Genomic DNA, 15,822 nt, shown 5'->3' with positions numbered 1-15,822 from the left:
GCCCGGACGGCCCTCCGGACGGCTTTCCCGGGCCGGCTACCGGCGGGTAGAGTGCGCCGTCCGACCCGTCCGACGGGTGAACCCGACGACACGGACCGGTGAACGCATGGCAGCCTGGACCCGCCCCGCGCTCTGGTGGCGCCTGGCCGTCGTGCTCTCCGCCGGGCTCGGGCTGATCCTCGGCAACAGCTCGCTGGTGTACTTCACCACCGAGAGCAACGTGATCGTGCTCGGTTACTTCGCCTCGGCGGTGTACTGGATGGTCCGGCGCGGCACCACGGACGCCCCGGCGCCGCGGCTGCGCGGCGCCGTCACGCTGTACATCACCATCACCGGGCTGGTCGCCCACATCCTGCTCAACCACGGCGCCGACCCGCTGCCGGGCCTCGGCCCCGGCCCCGACCGGCTGCAGAACTGGTCGAGCTTCCTGCTGCACTACACCACCCCGCTGATGGTGCTGGCGGACTGGCTCTGCCTCAAGCCGCGCAACGCCTCGCGCTGGCGCGACCTGCCGCTCTGGCTGGCCTTCCCGCTCGGCTACGCGGTGGTCACCGAGGTCCGGGCCGCGCTGTTCCCCTCGTTCCCGCTCAAGTACCCGTACTTCTTCCTCGACCCGACCACCGAGGGCCACGCCTGGGTGGCCGGCCAGATCGCCCGGCTGACCGTCGAGTTCGTCCTGCTCGGCGCCCTCGTCATCGCCCTCGACCGCCTCGGCACCCTGGCCCGCCAGCGGCTCCGCCGCACCACCACCCCGCCACCCACGACCCCCACCGAGAGCCCCGCACCCACCACGGACACCACGGCCCGCCGGTAGCCGGGACGGCTTCAGACCGGCGGTGGGGTCACCTGGCAGACGGCCACGAGTTCGAGGCGAGGAACGACGAAGTAGGCGAAGAGGCCCCCGGCCACGTCGACGTACCGCATCGGCTCCCCGCTGCCCTCGAACGTCGTTCCGTCGAGGTACAGCGCCTCCGCGGCGCGGACCAGCTCGTCCGCCTTGCGCCCCACCGCCGCGCGGAACTCCTCGGGTGCACCGCCGGCGACCTGCTCCTCGTCGGGCAGGTACTCCCAGCTCCAGGTCACCCGTTCACCGCCGCGTAGGCGGATCGGTAGAGCTCCGCCACCGCCAAGGCGTGGACGCGGCACTCCCCCGCCGTCCCGGCGTGGTTGGCGAGGTAGTTCGCCCGGTGGTACGCCTTCGCCGTGTCCGGGAGCCGCTCGATCTCCACGACGGCGGCCCAGTGGGCGACGAAGGCGCGGATCGGGTTGACGCTGCCCTGCTCGATGGCCTCCGCCATGGCCCTGGTCTGCCCGTCCACCATCTCCGTGAGCCGGTCCGCGGCGACGACCGCGAGCGCGGCCTTGAGCGCGGCCGGGTTCTTCGCGGGCCGGGGAATGAGCGGGGTTCCCTCGTGCACGGGCCGGCTCATGGTGGCGCTCCTCTCTCCGCTGAGAGGCTACTCGCCCGCGGTGGTGCCGGCCGTCCAGGTGGCGAAGGCGGTGTGGAAGTCGGGGAAGGTCTTGCGGACGCAGGCCGGGTCGTCGAAGGTGATGCCCGGGGTGCGCAGGCCGGTGACCGCGAAGGACATCACGATCCGGTGGTCGCCGTGGGTCTCGATCTCGGCGGGGGACGGGGTGCCTGGGCGGATCTCGATCCAGTCGCGGCCGGTGGAGACGTCGATGCCCAGGCGCCGGAGGTTCTGCGCGCAGGCCTCCAGCCGGTCGCACTCCTTGATCCGGGTGTTGTAGACGTCCTCGATCCGCACCGGACCGTCCGCGAACGGGGCGATCGCGGCCAGCGTCGGCATGGTGTCGGAGATGTCCCGCATGGCGACGGTGAGGCCGGCCAGCCGGCCGCCGGGGGCGCCGGCCACGGTGACCCGGTCGGTGCCGAGCTCGACCCGGGCGCCCATCCGCTCCAGCACCTCGACGAACCGCAGGTCGCCCTGGAGCGCCCCGGCGCCGAGGCCCGGCACGGTGACCTCGCGGCCGGTCAGCGCCGCAGCCGCGAAGAAGTAGCTGGCGGTGGAGGCGTCCGGCTCCACCGGGTACTCGGTGGCCCGGTAGCCGCCCGGCGGCACCGAGAAGACGTTGCCCTCCCGCTCGACCCGCACGCCGAAGCTGCGCATCATCGCCAGCGTGATCTCCACGTACGGGGCGGACACCAGGTCGGTGACGGTGATCCGCAGCCCCTGCTCGGTCAGCGGACCGAGCAGCAGCAGCGCGGTCAGGTACTGCGAGGACAGCCCGGCGTCCAGGGTGACCTCGCCGCCGCGGACCCCGCGGGCGGCGATCCGCAGCGGGTGGTGGCCCTCCCGGTCCTCGTGCCGCAGGTCGACGCCGAGCGCGCGCAGCGCCTCGGTGAGCGGGGCCAGCGGGCGGCGGCGCATCTGCGCGGAGGCGTCGAACCGGAAGTCGCCGCGGCCTGCCGCGGCCAGGGTGGGCAGGAAGCGCGCGGTGGTGGCGCCGTCCCGGCAGTAGACGTCGGCGTCGTGGGCGGGGCCCTGCGGGCGGCCCTCGATCCGCCAGGCGCGCTCTCCCCGCTCGACCGTGTAGCCGAGCTTGCCGAGGCCCTCCGCGAACCCCTCGGTGTCGTCCGAGGCCAGCGGCCACAGCAGGGTGGTGGTGCCCTCGGCCGCGGCGGCCAGGAACAGGGCCCGGGCCGTCACCGACTTGGAACCGGGGATCTCGACGGTGGTCACGCTCTCTCCAGGGGTCTCGGGCCACGGGGGGTTCGCCCTGCTGATGATCGCCCCTATCCTGCCCGCCGGGCCCGCGACCGCGCCCGAGAGTGTCACCTGCTGGACGCCGTCAGGCGCTGCGCCGGACCTCCTGGGCGAGCACCGGGTGGGCGAACGGGAGTCCGGCCGCGTACCGGGCCAGCTCGTCGACCGCGGCGGCGGCCATCCGGTGCAGCTCGCCGCCGAGCGAGCCGGCGATGTGCGGGGTGAGCAGCACGTTCTCCAGCTCGTAGAGCGGGGAGTCGGCGGGCAGCACCTCGGGGACGGTCACGTCCAGCACCGCGTCCAGGCGCCCGGAGACCAGCTCGGCCGTCAGCGCCTCCTGGTCGACCAGCGAGCCGCGCGAGGTGTTGACCAGGGTCGCCCCGGCCCGCATCAGGCCGAGCCGGCGGCGGTCCAGCAGGTGCCGGGTGGCGGGGAGTTCGGGGGCGTGCACGCTCACCACGTCGGCGGCGGCGCACAGTTCGTCCAGCGGGACGGCCCGGGCGCCGAGCCGGGCGGCCTCGGCCCGGTCCACGTACGGGTCGTGCAGCAGCAGGTCCAGGTCGTGCGGGCGCAGCAGTTCGAGCACCCGGCGGCCGATCCGGGAGGCGCCGACGATGCCGACCGTGCGCCGGTAGTTGCCGACCTCCCGGTAGGCGGCCTGCCAGTCGTACGGGGCGCGCCGGCGGCGGTAGTCGGCGCTGAGGCGCAGCAGTTGCTTGTTGGCGGCGAGCACGGCGGCCACGGTGTACTCGGCCACCGGCAGGGCGTTGGCCCAGGCCGCCGAGGTGACCTGGATGCCGCGCTCCCAGCAGGCCTCGGTGACGTGGTGCTTGACCGAGCCGGCGGCGTGCACGACGGCGCGCAGCCGGGGCGCCGCGGCGAGCACCGCCTCGTCCAGCGGCGGGCAGCCCCAGCAGCTGAGCAGCACCTCGGTCTCGCGCAGCGCGGCGGCCGCGGCGGGGGTGCGGAAGTCGTCCACCACCAGCGTCGGGTCGAGGTCGGCGAGGGCGGTGAGGCGGGCCAGGCTCTCGGTGTCCAGCAGGCGGGCGGCGAGGCCCGGTTCCATGGCGAGCAGGACGCGCGGGCGGCGGGTCACGGGGGTCTCCGGATCGGCTTCCAGGGGGGCGGTCGATGGGTCGTGAAGGGTGGCCGTGCGGCGTACGTCGGTGGTCACTTGACGCTCCCCGCGGTCAGTCCGGCCTTCCAGTGGCGCTGGAGCACGACGAACGCCGCCACCAGGGGCACCACCGCGAGCAGCGAGCCGGTGACGACCAGCGGGTAGTACTCGGGGAAGGCGTGGGTCTGGGCGTTCCAGGCGTACAGGCCGAGGCTGACCGGGAAGAGCCGGTTGTCGGAGAGCATCACCAGCGGCAGGAAGAAGTTGTTCCAGATCGCGGTGAACTGGAACAGGAACACCGTCACGAAGCCCGGCATCACCATCCGCAGCCCGATCGACCGGAAGGTGCGCAGCTCGCCGGCGCCGTCCACGCGGGCCGCCTCCAGCACCTCGCCGGGCAGGTAGCCGGCGCAGAACACCCGGGCCAGGTAGACGCCGAACGGGTTGACCAGGGAAGGCAGGAAGACCGACCAGAAGGTGTTCACCAGGCCGAGCTGCGAGGCCAGCAGGTACATCGGCAGGGCCAGCGCGGTGCCGGGGACCAGCACGCCGAGCAGCACCAGGCCGAACAGCTTCTCCTTGCCGGGGAAGGCGTACACGTGGAAGGCGTAGCCGGCGCAGACACAGACCAGGGCGCACAACAGCGCGCCGAACCCGGCGTACAGCAGGGAGTTGAGGTACCAGCGGAAGTAGATGCCGTCGCCGGTGGTGGCCAGGGCGTGCAGGTTGGCGCCGAGGTGCCAGCGGGACGGGGTGAGGGCGGCGCCGCCGAGCAGGTCGCCGGTGTTCTTGGCGGCGGCGGTGAGCAGCCAGCCGAGCGGCAGCAGGGTGTACGCGGTGGCCAGCAGCAGGGCGCCGTTGACCGCGGTGCGGGACAGCGTCCGGGGCCGGCGGGCGGGCGGCGCCGGCACGGTGGCGCGGGCGGTCCGGCGCGGCGGGGCGAGCAGGGTCATGCGGGGGCCTCCGATCGGCGGGCGCCGCGGGTGCGGCCGGCCCGGCCTGCCCGGGTGACGGCGTAGGAGAGCGCGGCGGCGGCGACGGCGAGCAGCACCGAGGCGGCGGCGGCCAGGCCGTAGTCGCCGCGTTCGAAGGCGGCGGTGTAGGCGTACATGTTGGGGGTCCAGGTGGAGAGCACGCCGGGGGCGGCGCCGTGCAGGATCATCGGCTCGGTGAAGAGTTGCAGCGAGCCGATCACGGTGAACAGGCCGACCATCGCGATCGAGCCGCGCACCAGCGGGACCTTGACGCTCCAGGCGGTGCGCAGGGCGCCGGCACCGTCGACCACGGCCGCCTCCAGCACCTCGCGCGGGACGGCCTGGAGCGCGGCGTAGAAGATCACCATGTTGTAGCCGGTCCACTCCCAGAGCGCGACGTTGACCACGGCGGGCAGCGGGTGGCCGAGCGGATCGGGTTGCAGGGAGAGCGAGTCGAGGGCGTCCAGCACCGGGCTGATGCCGGGCGTGTACAGGTACATCCAGACCAGCGCGGCGATGATGCCGGGCACGGCGTGCGGCAGGAACAGCGCCAGCTGGAAGAACCGCCTGGCCCGGGCCAGCCCGGAGTCCAGCAGCAGGGCCAGCAGCAGCGACAGGCCGACCATCAGCGGGATGTAGAGCAGGCAGTACTCGGCGGTGGTCAGGAAGCCGGCCCGGAACGCCCGGTCGCCGAGCGCGCGGGTGTAGTTGCCGAGACCGGTGAAGACCTGGGTGGCGCCGCCGAAGCCGAGGCCGGAGCGGTGCTCGGTGAACAGGCTGAGCCGGACGGCGTACCCGATCGGGATCAGCGTGCAGGCGGTGAACAGCAGCAGGAACGGGGCGAGCAGGACGGCGGGCGCCCGGTGGGCGGCCGCCCGCCGCCGGGGGCGGGTGGCCGGCGCGGCCGGGGCGCGGGTGGCCTGCGTGGGGGGCGCGGCCGCGGGGCGGGTCGCCGGGGGGCGGGCGGCCGGCGCGGGGCCGGTCATCACCCGGCCACCTTGAGGCCGCGGTTCTTCAGCTCGGTGAGGGTGGCCTGCTGGGCGGTGGCCAGGCTCTGCGGGACGGAGCCGCCGCCCTGCGCGGCGAGCGCGCCGAAGGAGTCCTTGAGCGCCCCGTTGGTGGCGCCCATGACGGGGCCCCAGGTCCAGTCCGGCTTGATCGACTTCGCGGCGTCGGCGTAGACCGCGTAGACGTCCTGGCCGCCGTAGAAGTCGGTCTTGAAGGCCGCCTTGGCGACCGGCACCAGCTCCGGGGCCGCCGGGTAGACGGAGGAGGTGCCGGAGGCGATCCGGGCCTGGATGCCCTCGGGGGTGGTGGTGGCCCAGCGGGCGAACTCGACCGCGGCCTTGGCCTTCCTGCTGTCCTTGGAGACCGCGAAGGTGGTGCCGCCGAGCATGCCGCTGGCGGGGTTGCCGTCCCAGGTCGGCATCGGGGCGACGGCCCACTTGCCGGCGGCGTCGGGCAGGGTGCTCTTGAGCACGCCGCCGCCCCAGGAGGCGCCGAGGTAGCCGGCGGTCTCGCCCTTCTGGAGCGAGGCGGTCCACTGCTGGCTGAAGGAGGTGTTGACCCGGATCAGGTCGTCGGTGATCAGCTGCTGCCAGTACTCGGCGGCACGCTTGCTGTCGGCGCCGTCCAGGTCGACCTTCCAGCTGTCCCCCGAGGTGCCGAACCAGTGCGCGCCGGCCTGCCAGGACATCGCCTCGAAGGTGGACGGGTCGTCGGGGAAGAAGGTGGCGATCCGGGTGGCCGGGTCGGCCTGCTTGAGCTTCTGGGCGGCGGTGCGGAACTCCTCCCAGGTCTTCGGTGCGGTGATGCCCGCCCGGTCGAAGAGGTCCTTGCGGTAGTAGAAGGCCTGGGGCGCGGCGTCCAGCGGCAGCGCCCAGGTGGCGCCGCCGAGGGTGGTCAGCTGGACGGCCTGCGGCAGGTAGCGGGCCGTCAGGTCGGTGGGGACGAGCTTGCTGATGTCCTGCACGGCGCCCTGGCTGACGAAGTCGGGCAGCTGCGGGTACTCGATGTTGAAGACGTCGGGGGCGTTGCCGGCCTTCACCGCGTTGGAGATCTTGGCGTAGCCGCCGGCGTTGCCGGAGGGGATCTCCTCGAAGGTGACCTGGATGTCGGGGTGGGAGGCGTTGAAGGCGGCCACCACGTCCTTGGTGCCCTTGGCCCAGCCCCAGAAGGTGAGCACGACCGGACGGCCGTCGGCGGCCCCGGCGGCCGCGCCGTCCTGGGCGTCGCTGCCGCAGGCGGTGAGCAGGGTGGCGCCGAGCGCCGCCGCGGTGGCGGCGGCGGCGAGGCGGAGGGCTCTGCGGCGGGGGAGGGCGGTCGAGGGCATGGCACGGCTCCAGGTGGGGGGATCGCAGTCGCGGGGTGGTTCCTCGAGCCCGGTCGGGGGTGCTGGTCGGGCGAGGTTGACCGCCATCCTGCGACCGCTTCGGATCGGAGTCAAGAGATTCGGATCAAATGATCTCAAGTGATCAGCGCGTTGGGGTCTACTACCCAGAGCAGCAGGGAAATCCCGCCCCTTCCGGGCGATCGGATCAGATCATTCGATCCGATCCGCCTTGACGGATGATCGGCGGCTCCCTAGATTCGGCCGGAACCGCCTGCGGAAGGACACCGCCCGTGCCCCAGCGCCCAGCACTGCCCCACCTGCCGCCGGAGGACCGCGAACGGAGTCCGTACACCGGCTGGACCAGGGCGCACTGGGAGGCGGCGGCCGACCGGATGCTCGCCGCCGTCGACCCGTACCGCAGCCCCGGGCGGGCGCTGATCGACCTGCCGGGCCCGCGGCCGAGCTGGTCCGGCCCGCGCTCGGACGGGCTGGAGGGCTTCGCCCGGACCTTCCTGCTGGCCGCCCTTCGGGTCGCCGGAGCCGGCGGCGCCGACCCGCACGGGCTGCTGGAGCGCTACGCGGACGGCCTGGCCGCCGGCACCCGCTCCCCCACCCGGGAACGGGACCTGGCCGACGGCGACCGGGAGTCCTGGCCGCTGATCACCGACCGGGGCCAGGCCATGGTCGAGGCCGCCACCATCGCCAACGCGCTGCGGATCACCCGCCCCTGGCTCTGGGACCGGCTCCCCGAACCGGTGCGCGAGCGGGTCGGCGACTGGCTCGCCGGCGCCCTGCACCGCACGCCCAACGACAACAACTGGGTGCTGTTCCCGGTCGCCGTCGGCGGCTTCCTGGCCGAGGCCGGCCGGCACACCGAGGCGGCCGGCGCCGCCGTCGAACGCGGGCTGGCCGCGATCGACCGCTGGTACCTCGGCGACGGCTGGTACACCGACGGCCGCCCCCGGGCCTTCGACCACTACAACGGCTGGGCGCTGCACCTCTACCCGGTGCTGCACGCCCATCTGGCCCGCGACCCGGCCCTGCTGGCCCGCCACGGCGACCGGCTGGCCGCCCACCTCGCCGACCAGGCGCGGCTGTTCGGCGCCGACGGCGCCCCGGTCCACCAGGGCCGCTCGCTCAGCTACCGGTTCGCCGCGGCCGCCCCGCTCTGGGCCGGCGCGCTGACCGGCCGCACCCCACTGAGCCCCGGCACCACCCGGCGGCTGGCCTCCGGCGCCCTGCGCTACTTCCTCGACCGGGGCGCGCTCGGCCCGGACGGCCTGCTCGAACTCGGTTGGCACGGCCCGTACCCGCCACTGGTCCAGCCGTACTCCGGCCCCGCGTCCCCGTACTGGGCGGCCAGCGGTTTCCTCGGCCTGCTGCTGCCCGCCGACCACCCGGTCTGGACCGCCGTCGAGCAGCCCGGACCGGCCGAGACCGCGGACGCGGTCCGGGCCGTCCGCGGCCCCGGCTGGCTGATCCAGTCCACCGCCGCCGACGGCCTGGTGCGGCTGCACAACCACGGCAGCGACGACCAGCCGGCCGACCGGGTCGACCCCGACGACCCGCTGTACGCCGCGTTCGCCCACTCGACCGCCACCGGGCCGACCGTCGGCGGCCCCGACAACCGGTTCGCCCTGCTGGTCGCCGGCGCCGCCACCGAGCGCGGCCGGATCACCCCGCTGGGCACCGGCACCGGCTGGGCCGCCTCCGCCCACCGGCCCCGGGCCGGTGGCACCGACCTGCCCGGCGCCACCGTCACCTCCGTCACCCTGGCGCACGGCGCCGAGGAGGTACGGGCCCACCTGGTCACCGGCGCCCCCGCCGGGTCGGTGGCTTGGCAGGGCGGCTGGCCGGTGGCCGGCGCCGAGGTCCGGACCCACCGGCAGGACCCCTCCGACGCCCCGGCGCGGGCCGCCGCCGGACCGCCGGTCGCCCGTGCCCAGGCCGACCAGGCGCTGGCCACCGAGCTCCAGGGGGTGCACGGCTTCACCGCCGCCGCGGTCGAACAGCCGCCGGGCGGTACCGCGTTCGGCCCGCGGGCGGCCGTTCCGGTGCTGACCGGCGCCGTCGGGGACGGCCCGGCGCTGTTCGTCTGCACGGCCCGACTGACCGGACTGGTGCCGCCCCCACCGCCGTTCGGCGCTCTGTACCTCCGGGTGGCGACCGACGGGGACGGCGCCCGGCTCGACGTCACCTGGCCGGACGGCACCGGGCACCAGGTGCTGCTGCGGCCGGGCGAGGTCACGGTCACGGGCACCGCGCCGGCCACCGCCCGGCGCGGCTGAGGGCGGCCGCCGTGCCGATCGCCCTCTCCACCCTCGGCCTGCCCGGCCGGCCGCTCGCCGAGGTGCTCGACCTGGCCGCCGAACACGGCTGGCAGGGACTGGAGTTGCGCTGCGCCCCCGGCGAGCCGGTGCACCCCGCGCTGGACCCGGGCGGGCGCCGGGCCGTCCGGGCCGCCTGCGCCGCCGCCGGGATCACCCCGCTGGCCGTGGCCTCCTACCTGGGCGTCGCCGCCCCCGGTCCGGACCGGCCGCTGCTGGCCGCCCTCGCCGAGCACCTACGGCTGGCCGCCGATCTCGGCGCCCCCTACCTGCGGGTCTTCCCGCGCGGCGGCGACGGCCCGGTGGCCGGGGCCGACCGGCGGGCGGTCCGGCGGCTGACGGCGGCGGCCGGGCAGGCGGCCGCGCTCGGCGTCCGGATCCTGGTCGAGACCCATGACTCGCACCGCGGCGGCCGGGACCTGGCCCGGGTGCTGGCGCAGGTCGGGCAGCCGGCCGTCGGCGCACTGTGGGACCTGCTGCACACCCGGCTGGCCGGCGAGAAGGTGCGCACCACCGCCGACTCGCTGGCGCCGTACCTGGGCTACGTGCAGGTCAAGGACGTCGCCGATGCGCACGACCTGACCCCGCTGGCGCTCGGCGCGGGCTGCCTGCCGATCACCGACTGCCTGCGCACGCTGCCGGACGGCTGCTGGGTCTCCTGGGAGTACGAGGCACCCTGGCACCCGGCGGCGGCCCCGCTGCCCGGACTGCTCGGACCGGCCGCGGACCTGCTGCGCTCCCTGCGGCCCGCCCAGCCGCCGCCCCAGCGGCCTTCCCCGCCACGGGAGTTGCCGGGCCCGCCCGGGTGAGGCGGGCCACCTGCGGGCCGCCCGCCCCGGCCACCCGCGGCCCACCGGCGATCCACGGACCCCCTGCCGGGGGGCGCCCCGGACCGAGTAGGTTGGCCCCATGGGGGAGAGCATGGACATGGACGAGGAAGAACCGGCCGGCAGCGAACGCGCCGCCGGGGGCCGCCGGGCGGTGCTGACCGGGATCGGCGTGCTCTGCGCCGCGATGCTGACCGTGGGCGGCTACGGCGCCTGGAACCTGGTCGGCGCGGTGACCGGCGGCAGCCGGGGCAGCGACCCGAACCACCGGCCGGCGCAGGCGTCCTCGTCGCTGCCGCAGGCGCCGACGCAGGCCCAGGCGGACGACGCCGCACGGGAGTTCCTCGGACGGTGGGCCGCGGGCGACCTGGCGGCCGCGGCCGGGCTCACCGACCGTCCGGACGCGGCCCTCGCGGCGCTGACGGCGTTCCGGGACCAGGTCCGGGTACGTTCGCTGGCGTTCACCCCGAGCGGGGCCGCACCCGCCCCCGCGGCGGGACAGGCCGGGGTCGGCTTCCGGGCCTCGGTCGGGTTCGCGGACACCGGCAGCATCTGGGAGTACGACGGGGCGCTGGCCGTGGCGCGCTCGGGCCAGGGGAAGCCGCTCGTGCACTGGTCGCCGACCGTGATCCATCCGCACCTCGGCCCCGGCGAGACGATCGCGCTGCAGCCGCTGCACGCGGCGGCCGGGCGGGTGACCGATCGCAACGGTAAGGCGCTCGAAGAGTTCCCGTCGCTCCGTCAGGTGCTGGCCGGGCTCCCGCCCGCACCCGGCGCGGGGGGCGACGACGGCAGCGCGGTGATGATCACCCATGGCCCGGGTGCGGCCGACGCCGAGCCGCTGTTCACCGTCACCGCGCCGACCGCCGCCACGGGGACGCGGCTGACCCTGGACGCCGACCTCCAGCGGGCGGCCGAGGCGGCGCTGCACGACCGGGCCGGCGGACACCCGGGCTCGCTGGTGGCGATCGACACCGGTACGGGCGGCATCCTGGCCGTCGCCAACTCCCCGGCGGAGCAGTTCAACCGGGCCTTCCTCGGGGGCATCGCGCCCGGCTCCACGATGAAGGTGATCACCGCGGCGGCCCTGCTGGAGGCCGGGCTCGACCCCGGGTCCGCGGTGCCCTGCCCCTCGACCACCAACTCCCCCCGGCTGTGGCACAACGACGAGGACGGCGACCACCTCGACAACACGCTGGCCGAGGACTTCGCCGAGTCCTGCAACACCGCCTTCATCGACCAGGGCCTGACGAAGCTGGCGCCCGGCACGCTGGCCAAGGTCGCGGCCGAGCAGTTCGGCGTGGGCCTGGTCTGGCACACCGGCGTCGAGAGCTTCGACGCGACCGTCCCGGTGCCCAAGAACTCCGACGAGCAGGCCGCCGAGTACATCGGCCAGGGCTCGATCCGGGCCAACGCGCTGACCATGGCGTCGGTGGCGGCCACCGTGCAGAGCGGCGCCTTCCACCAGCCGGTGCTGCTGGCCGGCGGGCCGACCGGCGACCGACCGGCCACCGCCGCCCGGAAGTTGCCCGCGCAGGTCGCCACCGACCTGCGCAGCATGATGGCCCGCACCGCGGCCGAGGGCACCGCCGCATCGGCGATGGCCGGGATCAGTGGTCGGGTCGGCGCCAAGACCGGCACCGCCGAGGTGGACGGCGCCCCGGCCGCCAACAGCTGGTTCATCGCCTACCGGGACAACGTGGCGGTGGCCGCCGAGATCGAGGGCGCCGGCTACGGCGCCCAGGCCGCCGGCCAGGCCGTGGCCCAGGTCCTGCGCGCGGTGCGCTGAGCCGGGGGCGGCCGGGCGCCGGCCGTCAGCCGGTGCCGCCGCAGGAGGTGCGGACCTTGAGGGTCGGCAGGAGTTCGAGGTGGTGCGCGGGCAGTGCGGTGCCCGCCCGGAGCCGGCGCAGCAGCAGGTCGAGCGCGGCGGCGCCGACCGCGCGCTTGGGCGGGGCCACGGCGGTGAGCGGCGGCGCGGCCAGGGCGGCGAACACGTCGTCGTAGCTGATCAGCGCCACGTCGTCGGGCACCCGAAGGCCGCGGACCCGCAGCAGCGGGGGCAGCTGGATCGCGTCCTGGTCGTTGTGGACCAGCACCGCGCGCACGCCCGACCCGACCGCGTCGGCGATCCGGTCGGCGACCCACTCGGGGTCGGGCGCGGCCAGCGGTGCGCCCGGGCGCTGCATGTCGACGACGGGCTGCGCCTCCAGACCGAGCAGCCGGACGGCCTCGGCGTAGCCGGTGCGCACCTGGTGGGCCGTCCAGGTGTCGCCGCGGGCGGCGAGCAGCACCGTGCGGTGGCCGAGCCCGGCCAGGTGGCGCAGGGCCAGCAGCACGCCGTGCCGGTGGTCGGAGGCGACCGCGTCGAGTTCGGCACCGGGCCCGCCGGGGGTGGCCTGGCGTTCGACCAGGACGGCCGGGACGGGGAGGTCGTCCAGCCAGTCGTGCTCCTCGGGCTGCCGGCCGGGGTGCCAGTTGGGGGTGAGCAGCAGCCCGTCCACCGCCGACTCCAGCAGCCGTTCGACCTGGGCGCGGTCGTCGCGCGCCTCGTACGGGGCGATGCCGAGCACCAGGCGGGCGCCGGCGGTGGCGGCGGCCGAGCGGGCGCCGGCGATCACCTCGTCGAAGTAGGAGCCGACGGTGGGGACCAGCATGCCGATCACCCGGTCGCGGCCCTCGGACCTGGCGTAGCCGCCGCCGCTGTCGGGGAGGGCGACGGCGCCGTGCGAGCGGTGCAGCCGGCCGGCCTCGGCCAGCGTGGCGACGTCGCGGCGGACCGTGACGGCGGGGATGCCCAGCCGGGCGGCCAGGTCGACCACCCGGACCGTGCCGAGGTCGCGGACGACCTCGAGGATGCGGGCCTGACGTTCCTGGGCCGAGATGGTCACGGCGCTCCCTCTGCTGCCGGCTCCGGCGGCCCGGGTGGCCGCGGAGGATGTCTGATCAGTTTTTATCATTCGATCGAAGTTCGATCCAAAGGTCTGACCGTATTGACTCGATCAGGTGACCGTCCTAGCTTGGGGCGACGCTCCCCCCACCGTCCTCCGGGAGTCCCCCATGCTCCTCTCCCCCGTCCTGCGGTGCACCGCCGCCCTCGCCCTGGCGGCCGCCGGGCTCGCGCTCCCCACCTCCGCGCAGGCCGCCGCCACCGACCACTACCTCGACTGCTCGGCCACCACCGGCGGCAACGGCACCGAGGCCAGCCCGTGGAACAGCCTCGCCGTCGCCGACGCCACCGTGCTCGGGCCGGGCGACCGCCTGCTGCTCAAGCGCGGCGCGACCTGCCACGGCACCCTCGCACCGAAGGGCTCCGGCGCGCCCGGCGCCCCGATCACGCTGGCGCCGTACGGCCCCGGCACCGCCCGCCCGGTGGTCGCCGGCGATCCGGCCACCGGCGAGAACGCCGCCGTGCACCTGGACGACCTGGAGCAGTGGGAGATCCGCGGGATCGAGATCACCTTCCAGGACACCGCCGCCACCAGGCGCGAGCGCAACGGCCTGCTGGTGGAGATCTCCGACCTGCCGGACGGCACCGGCAGCCACTACCTGGTGGACGACGTCTACGTGCACGACGTGAACGGCGACGCCACCAAGTGGAGCAACGGTATCCAGTTCCGGGTCAGCGGCACCACCGTCCCGACCTCCTTCGACGACGTCACCGTCCGCAACTCGCGGATCTCGCACGTCGACCGCGAGGGCCTGACCAACCGCTCGACCTGGATGTGCCGGCCGGCGTACGGCTCCGGCGACGGGTGCGGGAGCACCGTCAACTGGCGCCCCAGCACCCGGCTGGTCTTCCGCGGCAACACCCTGGACGACATCGGCGGCGACGGCATCGTGGTGCGCGCCGCCGACCATGCCCTGGTGGAGGGCAACACCGCGTACGACCTGGCGGCGCGCCCGATGGGTTCCAACGCGGGCATCTGGACGATCAATTCGGACCACACCACCGTGCAGGGCAACGAGGTGCACCACGTCCACCGGCTGCCGGACAACAACGACGGAACGGCCTTCGACTCGGACTACGGCAACACCGGCGCGCTGTTCCAGTACAACGACAGCCACGACAACGAGGGCGGCTTCATGCTGTTCTGCGGGGCGTGCGGCGCCGGGTCGCGGAGCACCGGGACGGTGGTGCGGTACAACCTGAGCCGGGGCGACCGCAGCCGCTGGCTGTTCGCGGTCGGCGAGCAGGACGCCCGGATGTACCACAACACCGTGTACCTGCCGGCCGGTTCGACCACCGCGATCATCCAGCAGGGGTCCGGCACCTCGACCACCGCGCTGAGCGGCAACCTCTTCGTCAACCTCGGCAGCGGCGGCTACACCGGCTTCGGCGGCAACCCCTTCCGAGCCGCCGACTTCAGCTGGCAGGCCAACGCCCGGTACGGCAACCACCCCGCGAACGAGCCGGCCGATCCGGCCGGGGTGAGCGCCGACCCGCGGCTGGTGAACCCCGGCGGCAGCACCCCGGCCGACTACGCGCTGGCTGCCGGCTCCCCCGCCCGGGCCGCCGGCGTCCCGGTGCCGGACAACGGCGGACGGGACTGGTTCGGCGCCGCCGTGCCGCAGTCCTGCCGTCCCGACATCGGCTTCCAGCAGGCGAGTTCCTTCGACGACGGCGCCTGCGCCGCGGCGAGCCGGGCGGTCAACGGCGGCTTCGAGACCGGTTCGCTCACCCCCTGGACCTGGTACGGCGGGGCCCGCGTCGACAGCGCCGAGCCGCACACCGGCGGGTACGCCGCCCGGGTCGGCCCGGCACCCGCCGCGGTCGAACAGGTGGTCGCCGTCGAGCCCGGCACCACCTACCGGCTGGCGGGCTGGGGCAAGGTCTCCGCCACCGGCACCGAACTCTCGCTCGGCGTCAAGCAGTACGACTCCGCCGGTTCCACCACCCGGGCGGCGTTCACCGGCACCGGCTACAGCTACGGCTCCACCCTCTTCACCACCGGCCCGGGCGCCACCACGGCCCGGATCTACTGCTACGCGCGCAGCGGTACCGGTACCGGTCTGTGCGACGACGTGACCGTCACCCGGGCCTGAACCGGGCCCGACCGGCCCTGACCGGCCCCGGACCTAGAGCCGCCCGCGCAGCAGGCCCAGCACGATCTCCAGGTGGCCCGGGGCGGCCGCGACCAGCACCCTGGCGCGGCCGTCCCGGCACTCGGCGACCCGCCAGTGACCGGCGATCGCCTGCGGGTCCGAGATCAACCGGGCCCGCACCAGGACCAGTTCGAGCTGCTCCAGCGGCAGCGGGCGGGGCTCCGCCGGGGCGCCGACCCGTTCGGCCGAGCTGTGCAGCTCGCCCGGCCGGGCGTGCAGGTGGCCGGCCCAGGGCGCGCAGTAGGGCCGGTCACCCAGCACCGCGCCGGCGAACACCACCGGGCGCCCCGCCGCGAAGCTCCGGCGGGCGCGCTTGGTGTGCCAGTGCGCGCCCGGTCCCAGCCACCGGCCCAGCACGCCGCCGATCGGACCATCCCGCACGGAGCCCCCTCAGGTTCGGCCCCGGCGCCGGCCGG

The 15,822-nt window shown here is 75.3% G+C and carries 14 protein-coding genes; 5 read left to right on the top strand and 9 right to left on the bottom strand.

The features are described 5' to 3' along the window. Positions 1 to 106: 106 nt before the first annotated feature. Positions 107 to 814, top strand: a complete 708-nt coding sequence (locus ABT014_RS14225) for a Pr6Pr family membrane protein (RefSeq protein ID WP_350639003.1) — start codon at positions 107 to 109, stop codon at positions 812 to 814. Positions 815 to 825: 11 nt separating this feature from the next. Here the strand turns inward: ABT014_RS14225 and ABT014_RS14220 are convergent, their stop codons facing one another. The 7 genes from ABT014_RS14220 to ABT014_RS14190 form a co-directional block, all read right to left on the bottom strand. Next, positions 826 to 1,083 carry a hypothetical protein gene (locus ABT014_RS14220; RefSeq protein ID WP_350639002.1) on the bottom strand — a complete coding sequence of 86 codons (258 nt, stop codon included), beginning with the start codon at positions 1,081 to 1,083 and terminating at the stop codon, positions 826 to 828. Further along, positions 1,080 to 1,430 (bottom strand): hypothetical protein, encoded by a 351-nt coding sequence (locus tag ABT014_RS14215; RefSeq protein ID WP_350639001.1) that lies wholly within the window; start codon positions 1,428 to 1,430, stop codon positions 1,080 to 1,082. The genes ABT014_RS14220 and ABT014_RS14215 overlap by 4 nt, the downstream gene beginning before the upstream one ends. 27 nt (positions 1,431 to 1,457) lie before the next feature. Continuing rightward, positions 1,458 to 2,702, bottom strand: coding sequence for a 3-phosphoshikimate 1-carboxyvinyltransferase (gene aroA / locus ABT014_RS14210; protein WP_350639000.1), 1,245 nt, complete (start codon positions 2,700 to 2,702; stop codon positions 1,458 to 1,460). Positions 2,703 to 2,811: 109 nt separating this feature from the next. After that, positions 2,812 to 3,792, bottom strand: coding sequence for a hydroxyacid dehydrogenase (locus ABT014_RS14205; protein ID WP_350639131.1), 981 nt, complete (start codon positions 3,790 to 3,792; stop codon positions 2,812 to 2,814). 104 nt (positions 3,793 to 3,896) lie between these two features. Beyond that, entirely contained in the window at positions 3,897 to 4,796 is a 900-nt protein-coding gene (locus ABT014_RS14200) for a carbohydrate ABC transporter permease (RefSeq protein ID WP_350638999.1), read from the bottom strand. Further along, positions 4,793 to 5,803, bottom strand: coding sequence for a carbohydrate ABC transporter permease (locus ABT014_RS14195; RefSeq protein ID WP_350638998.1), 1,011 nt, complete (start codon positions 5,801 to 5,803; stop codon positions 4,793 to 4,795). Before ABT014_RS14195 ends, ABT014_RS14200 begins: the two co-directional genes overlap by 4 nt. After that, complete coding sequence (locus ABT014_RS14190; protein ID WP_350638997.1) at positions 5,803 to 7,149, bottom strand: ABC transporter substrate-binding protein; 1,347 nt, start codon at positions 7,147 to 7,149, stop codon at positions 5,803 to 5,805. Before ABT014_RS14190 ends, ABT014_RS14195 begins: the two co-directional genes overlap by 1 nt. A gap of 236 nt (positions 7,150 to 7,385) precedes the next feature. Between ABT014_RS14190 and ABT014_RS14185 the strand changes: the two genes are divergently transcribed. The 3 genes from ABT014_RS14185 to ABT014_RS14175 all read left to right on the top strand — a co-directional run bounded on the left by ABT014_RS14185 (position 7,386) and on the right by ABT014_RS14175 (position 12,092). Continuing rightward, positions 7,386 to 9,437 (top strand): DUF2264 domain-containing protein, encoded by a 2,052-nt coding sequence (locus tag ABT014_RS14185; RefSeq protein ID WP_502894969.1) that lies wholly within the window; start codon positions 7,386 to 7,388, stop codon positions 9,435 to 9,437. An 11-nt stretch (positions 9,438 to 9,448) separates the two neighbouring features. Continuing rightward, complete coding sequence (locus ABT014_RS14180; RefSeq protein ID WP_350638995.1) at positions 9,449 to 10,285, top strand: sugar phosphate isomerase/epimerase family protein; 837 nt, start codon at positions 9,449 to 9,451, stop codon at positions 10,283 to 10,285. 100 nt (positions 10,286 to 10,385) lie between these two features. Next, positions 10,386 to 12,092, top strand: a complete 1,707-nt coding sequence (locus ABT014_RS14175; protein ID WP_350638994.1) for a penicillin-binding transpeptidase domain-containing protein — start codon at positions 10,386 to 10,388, stop codon at positions 12,090 to 12,092. A gap of 25 nt (positions 12,093 to 12,117) precedes the next feature. On the opposite strand, the gene ABT014_RS14170 is transcribed toward ABT014_RS14175, so the two are convergent. Continuing rightward, positions 12,118 to 13,191, bottom strand: coding sequence for a substrate-binding domain-containing protein (locus ABT014_RS14170; protein ID WP_350638993.1), 1,074 nt, complete (start codon positions 13,189 to 13,191; stop codon positions 12,118 to 12,120). A 169-nt stretch (positions 13,192 to 13,360) separates the two neighbouring features. Here ABT014_RS14170 and ABT014_RS14165 point away from each other — a divergent pair, with 169 nt between their 5' ends. Then, positions 13,361 to 15,346, top strand: coding sequence for a carbohydrate binding domain-containing protein (locus ABT014_RS14165; protein ID WP_350638992.1), 1,986 nt, complete (start codon positions 13,361 to 13,363; stop codon positions 15,344 to 15,346). A 33-nt stretch (positions 15,347 to 15,379) separates the two neighbouring features. On the opposite strand, the gene ABT014_RS14160 is transcribed toward ABT014_RS14165, so the two are convergent. Beyond that, positions 15,380 to 15,787: a hypothetical protein gene (locus ABT014_RS14160; protein WP_350638991.1), complete on the bottom strand. Its 408-nt coding sequence runs from the start codon at positions 15,785 to 15,787 to the stop codon at positions 15,380 to 15,382. Positions 15,788 to 15,822: the final 35 nt, after the last annotated feature.

Origin of the sequence: Kitasatospora sp. NPDC094015 (assembly GCF_040304075.1) — a bacterium.
Classification (GTDB): Bacteria; Actinomycetota; Actinomycetes; order Streptomycetales; family Streptomycetaceae; genus Kitasatospora.
This window is presented reverse-complemented; position numbering and strand designations above follow the sequence as displayed.

What these genes read in the sequence shown, in the direction of transcription:
- ABT014_RS14190 (WP_350638997.1), bottom strand. Translation starts at nt 7,149, where the DNA reads ATGCCCTCGACCGCCCTCCCCCGCCGCAGAGCCCTCCGCCTCGCCGCC.
- ABT014_RS14185 (WP_502894969.1), top strand. Translation starts at nt 7,386, where the DNA reads ATGATCGGCGGCTCCCTAGATTCGGCCGGAACCGCCTGCGGAAGGACA.
- ABT014_RS14165 (WP_350638992.1), top strand. Translation starts at nt 13,361, where the DNA reads ATGCTCCTCTCCCCCGTCCTGCGGTGCACCGCCGCCCTCGCCCTGGCG.
- ABT014_RS14215 (WP_350639001.1), bottom strand. Translation starts at nt 1,430, where the DNA reads ATGAGCCGGCCCGTGCACGAGGGAACCCCGCTCATTCCCCGGCCCGCG.
- ABT014_RS14225 (WP_350639003.1), top strand. Translation starts at nt 107, where the DNA reads ATGGCAGCCTGGACCCGCCCCGCGCTCTGGTGGCGCCTGGCCGTCGTG.
- ABT014_RS14205 (WP_350639131.1), bottom strand. Translation starts at nt 3,792, where the DNA reads ATGGAACCGGGCCTCGCCGCCCGCCTGCTGGACACCGAGAGCCTGGCC.
- ABT014_RS14195 (WP_350638998.1), bottom strand. Translation starts at nt 5,803, where the DNA reads ATGACCGGCCCCGCGCCGGCCGCCCGCCCCCCGGCGACCCGCCCCGCG.
- ABT014_RS14175 (WP_350638994.1), top strand. Translation starts at nt 10,386, where the DNA reads ATGGGGGAGAGCATGGACATGGACGAGGAAGAACCGGCCGGCAGCGAA.
- ABT014_RS14200 (WP_350638999.1), bottom strand. Translation starts at nt 4,796, where the DNA reads ATGACCCTGCTCGCCCCGCCGCGCCGGACCGCCCGCGCCACCGTGCCG.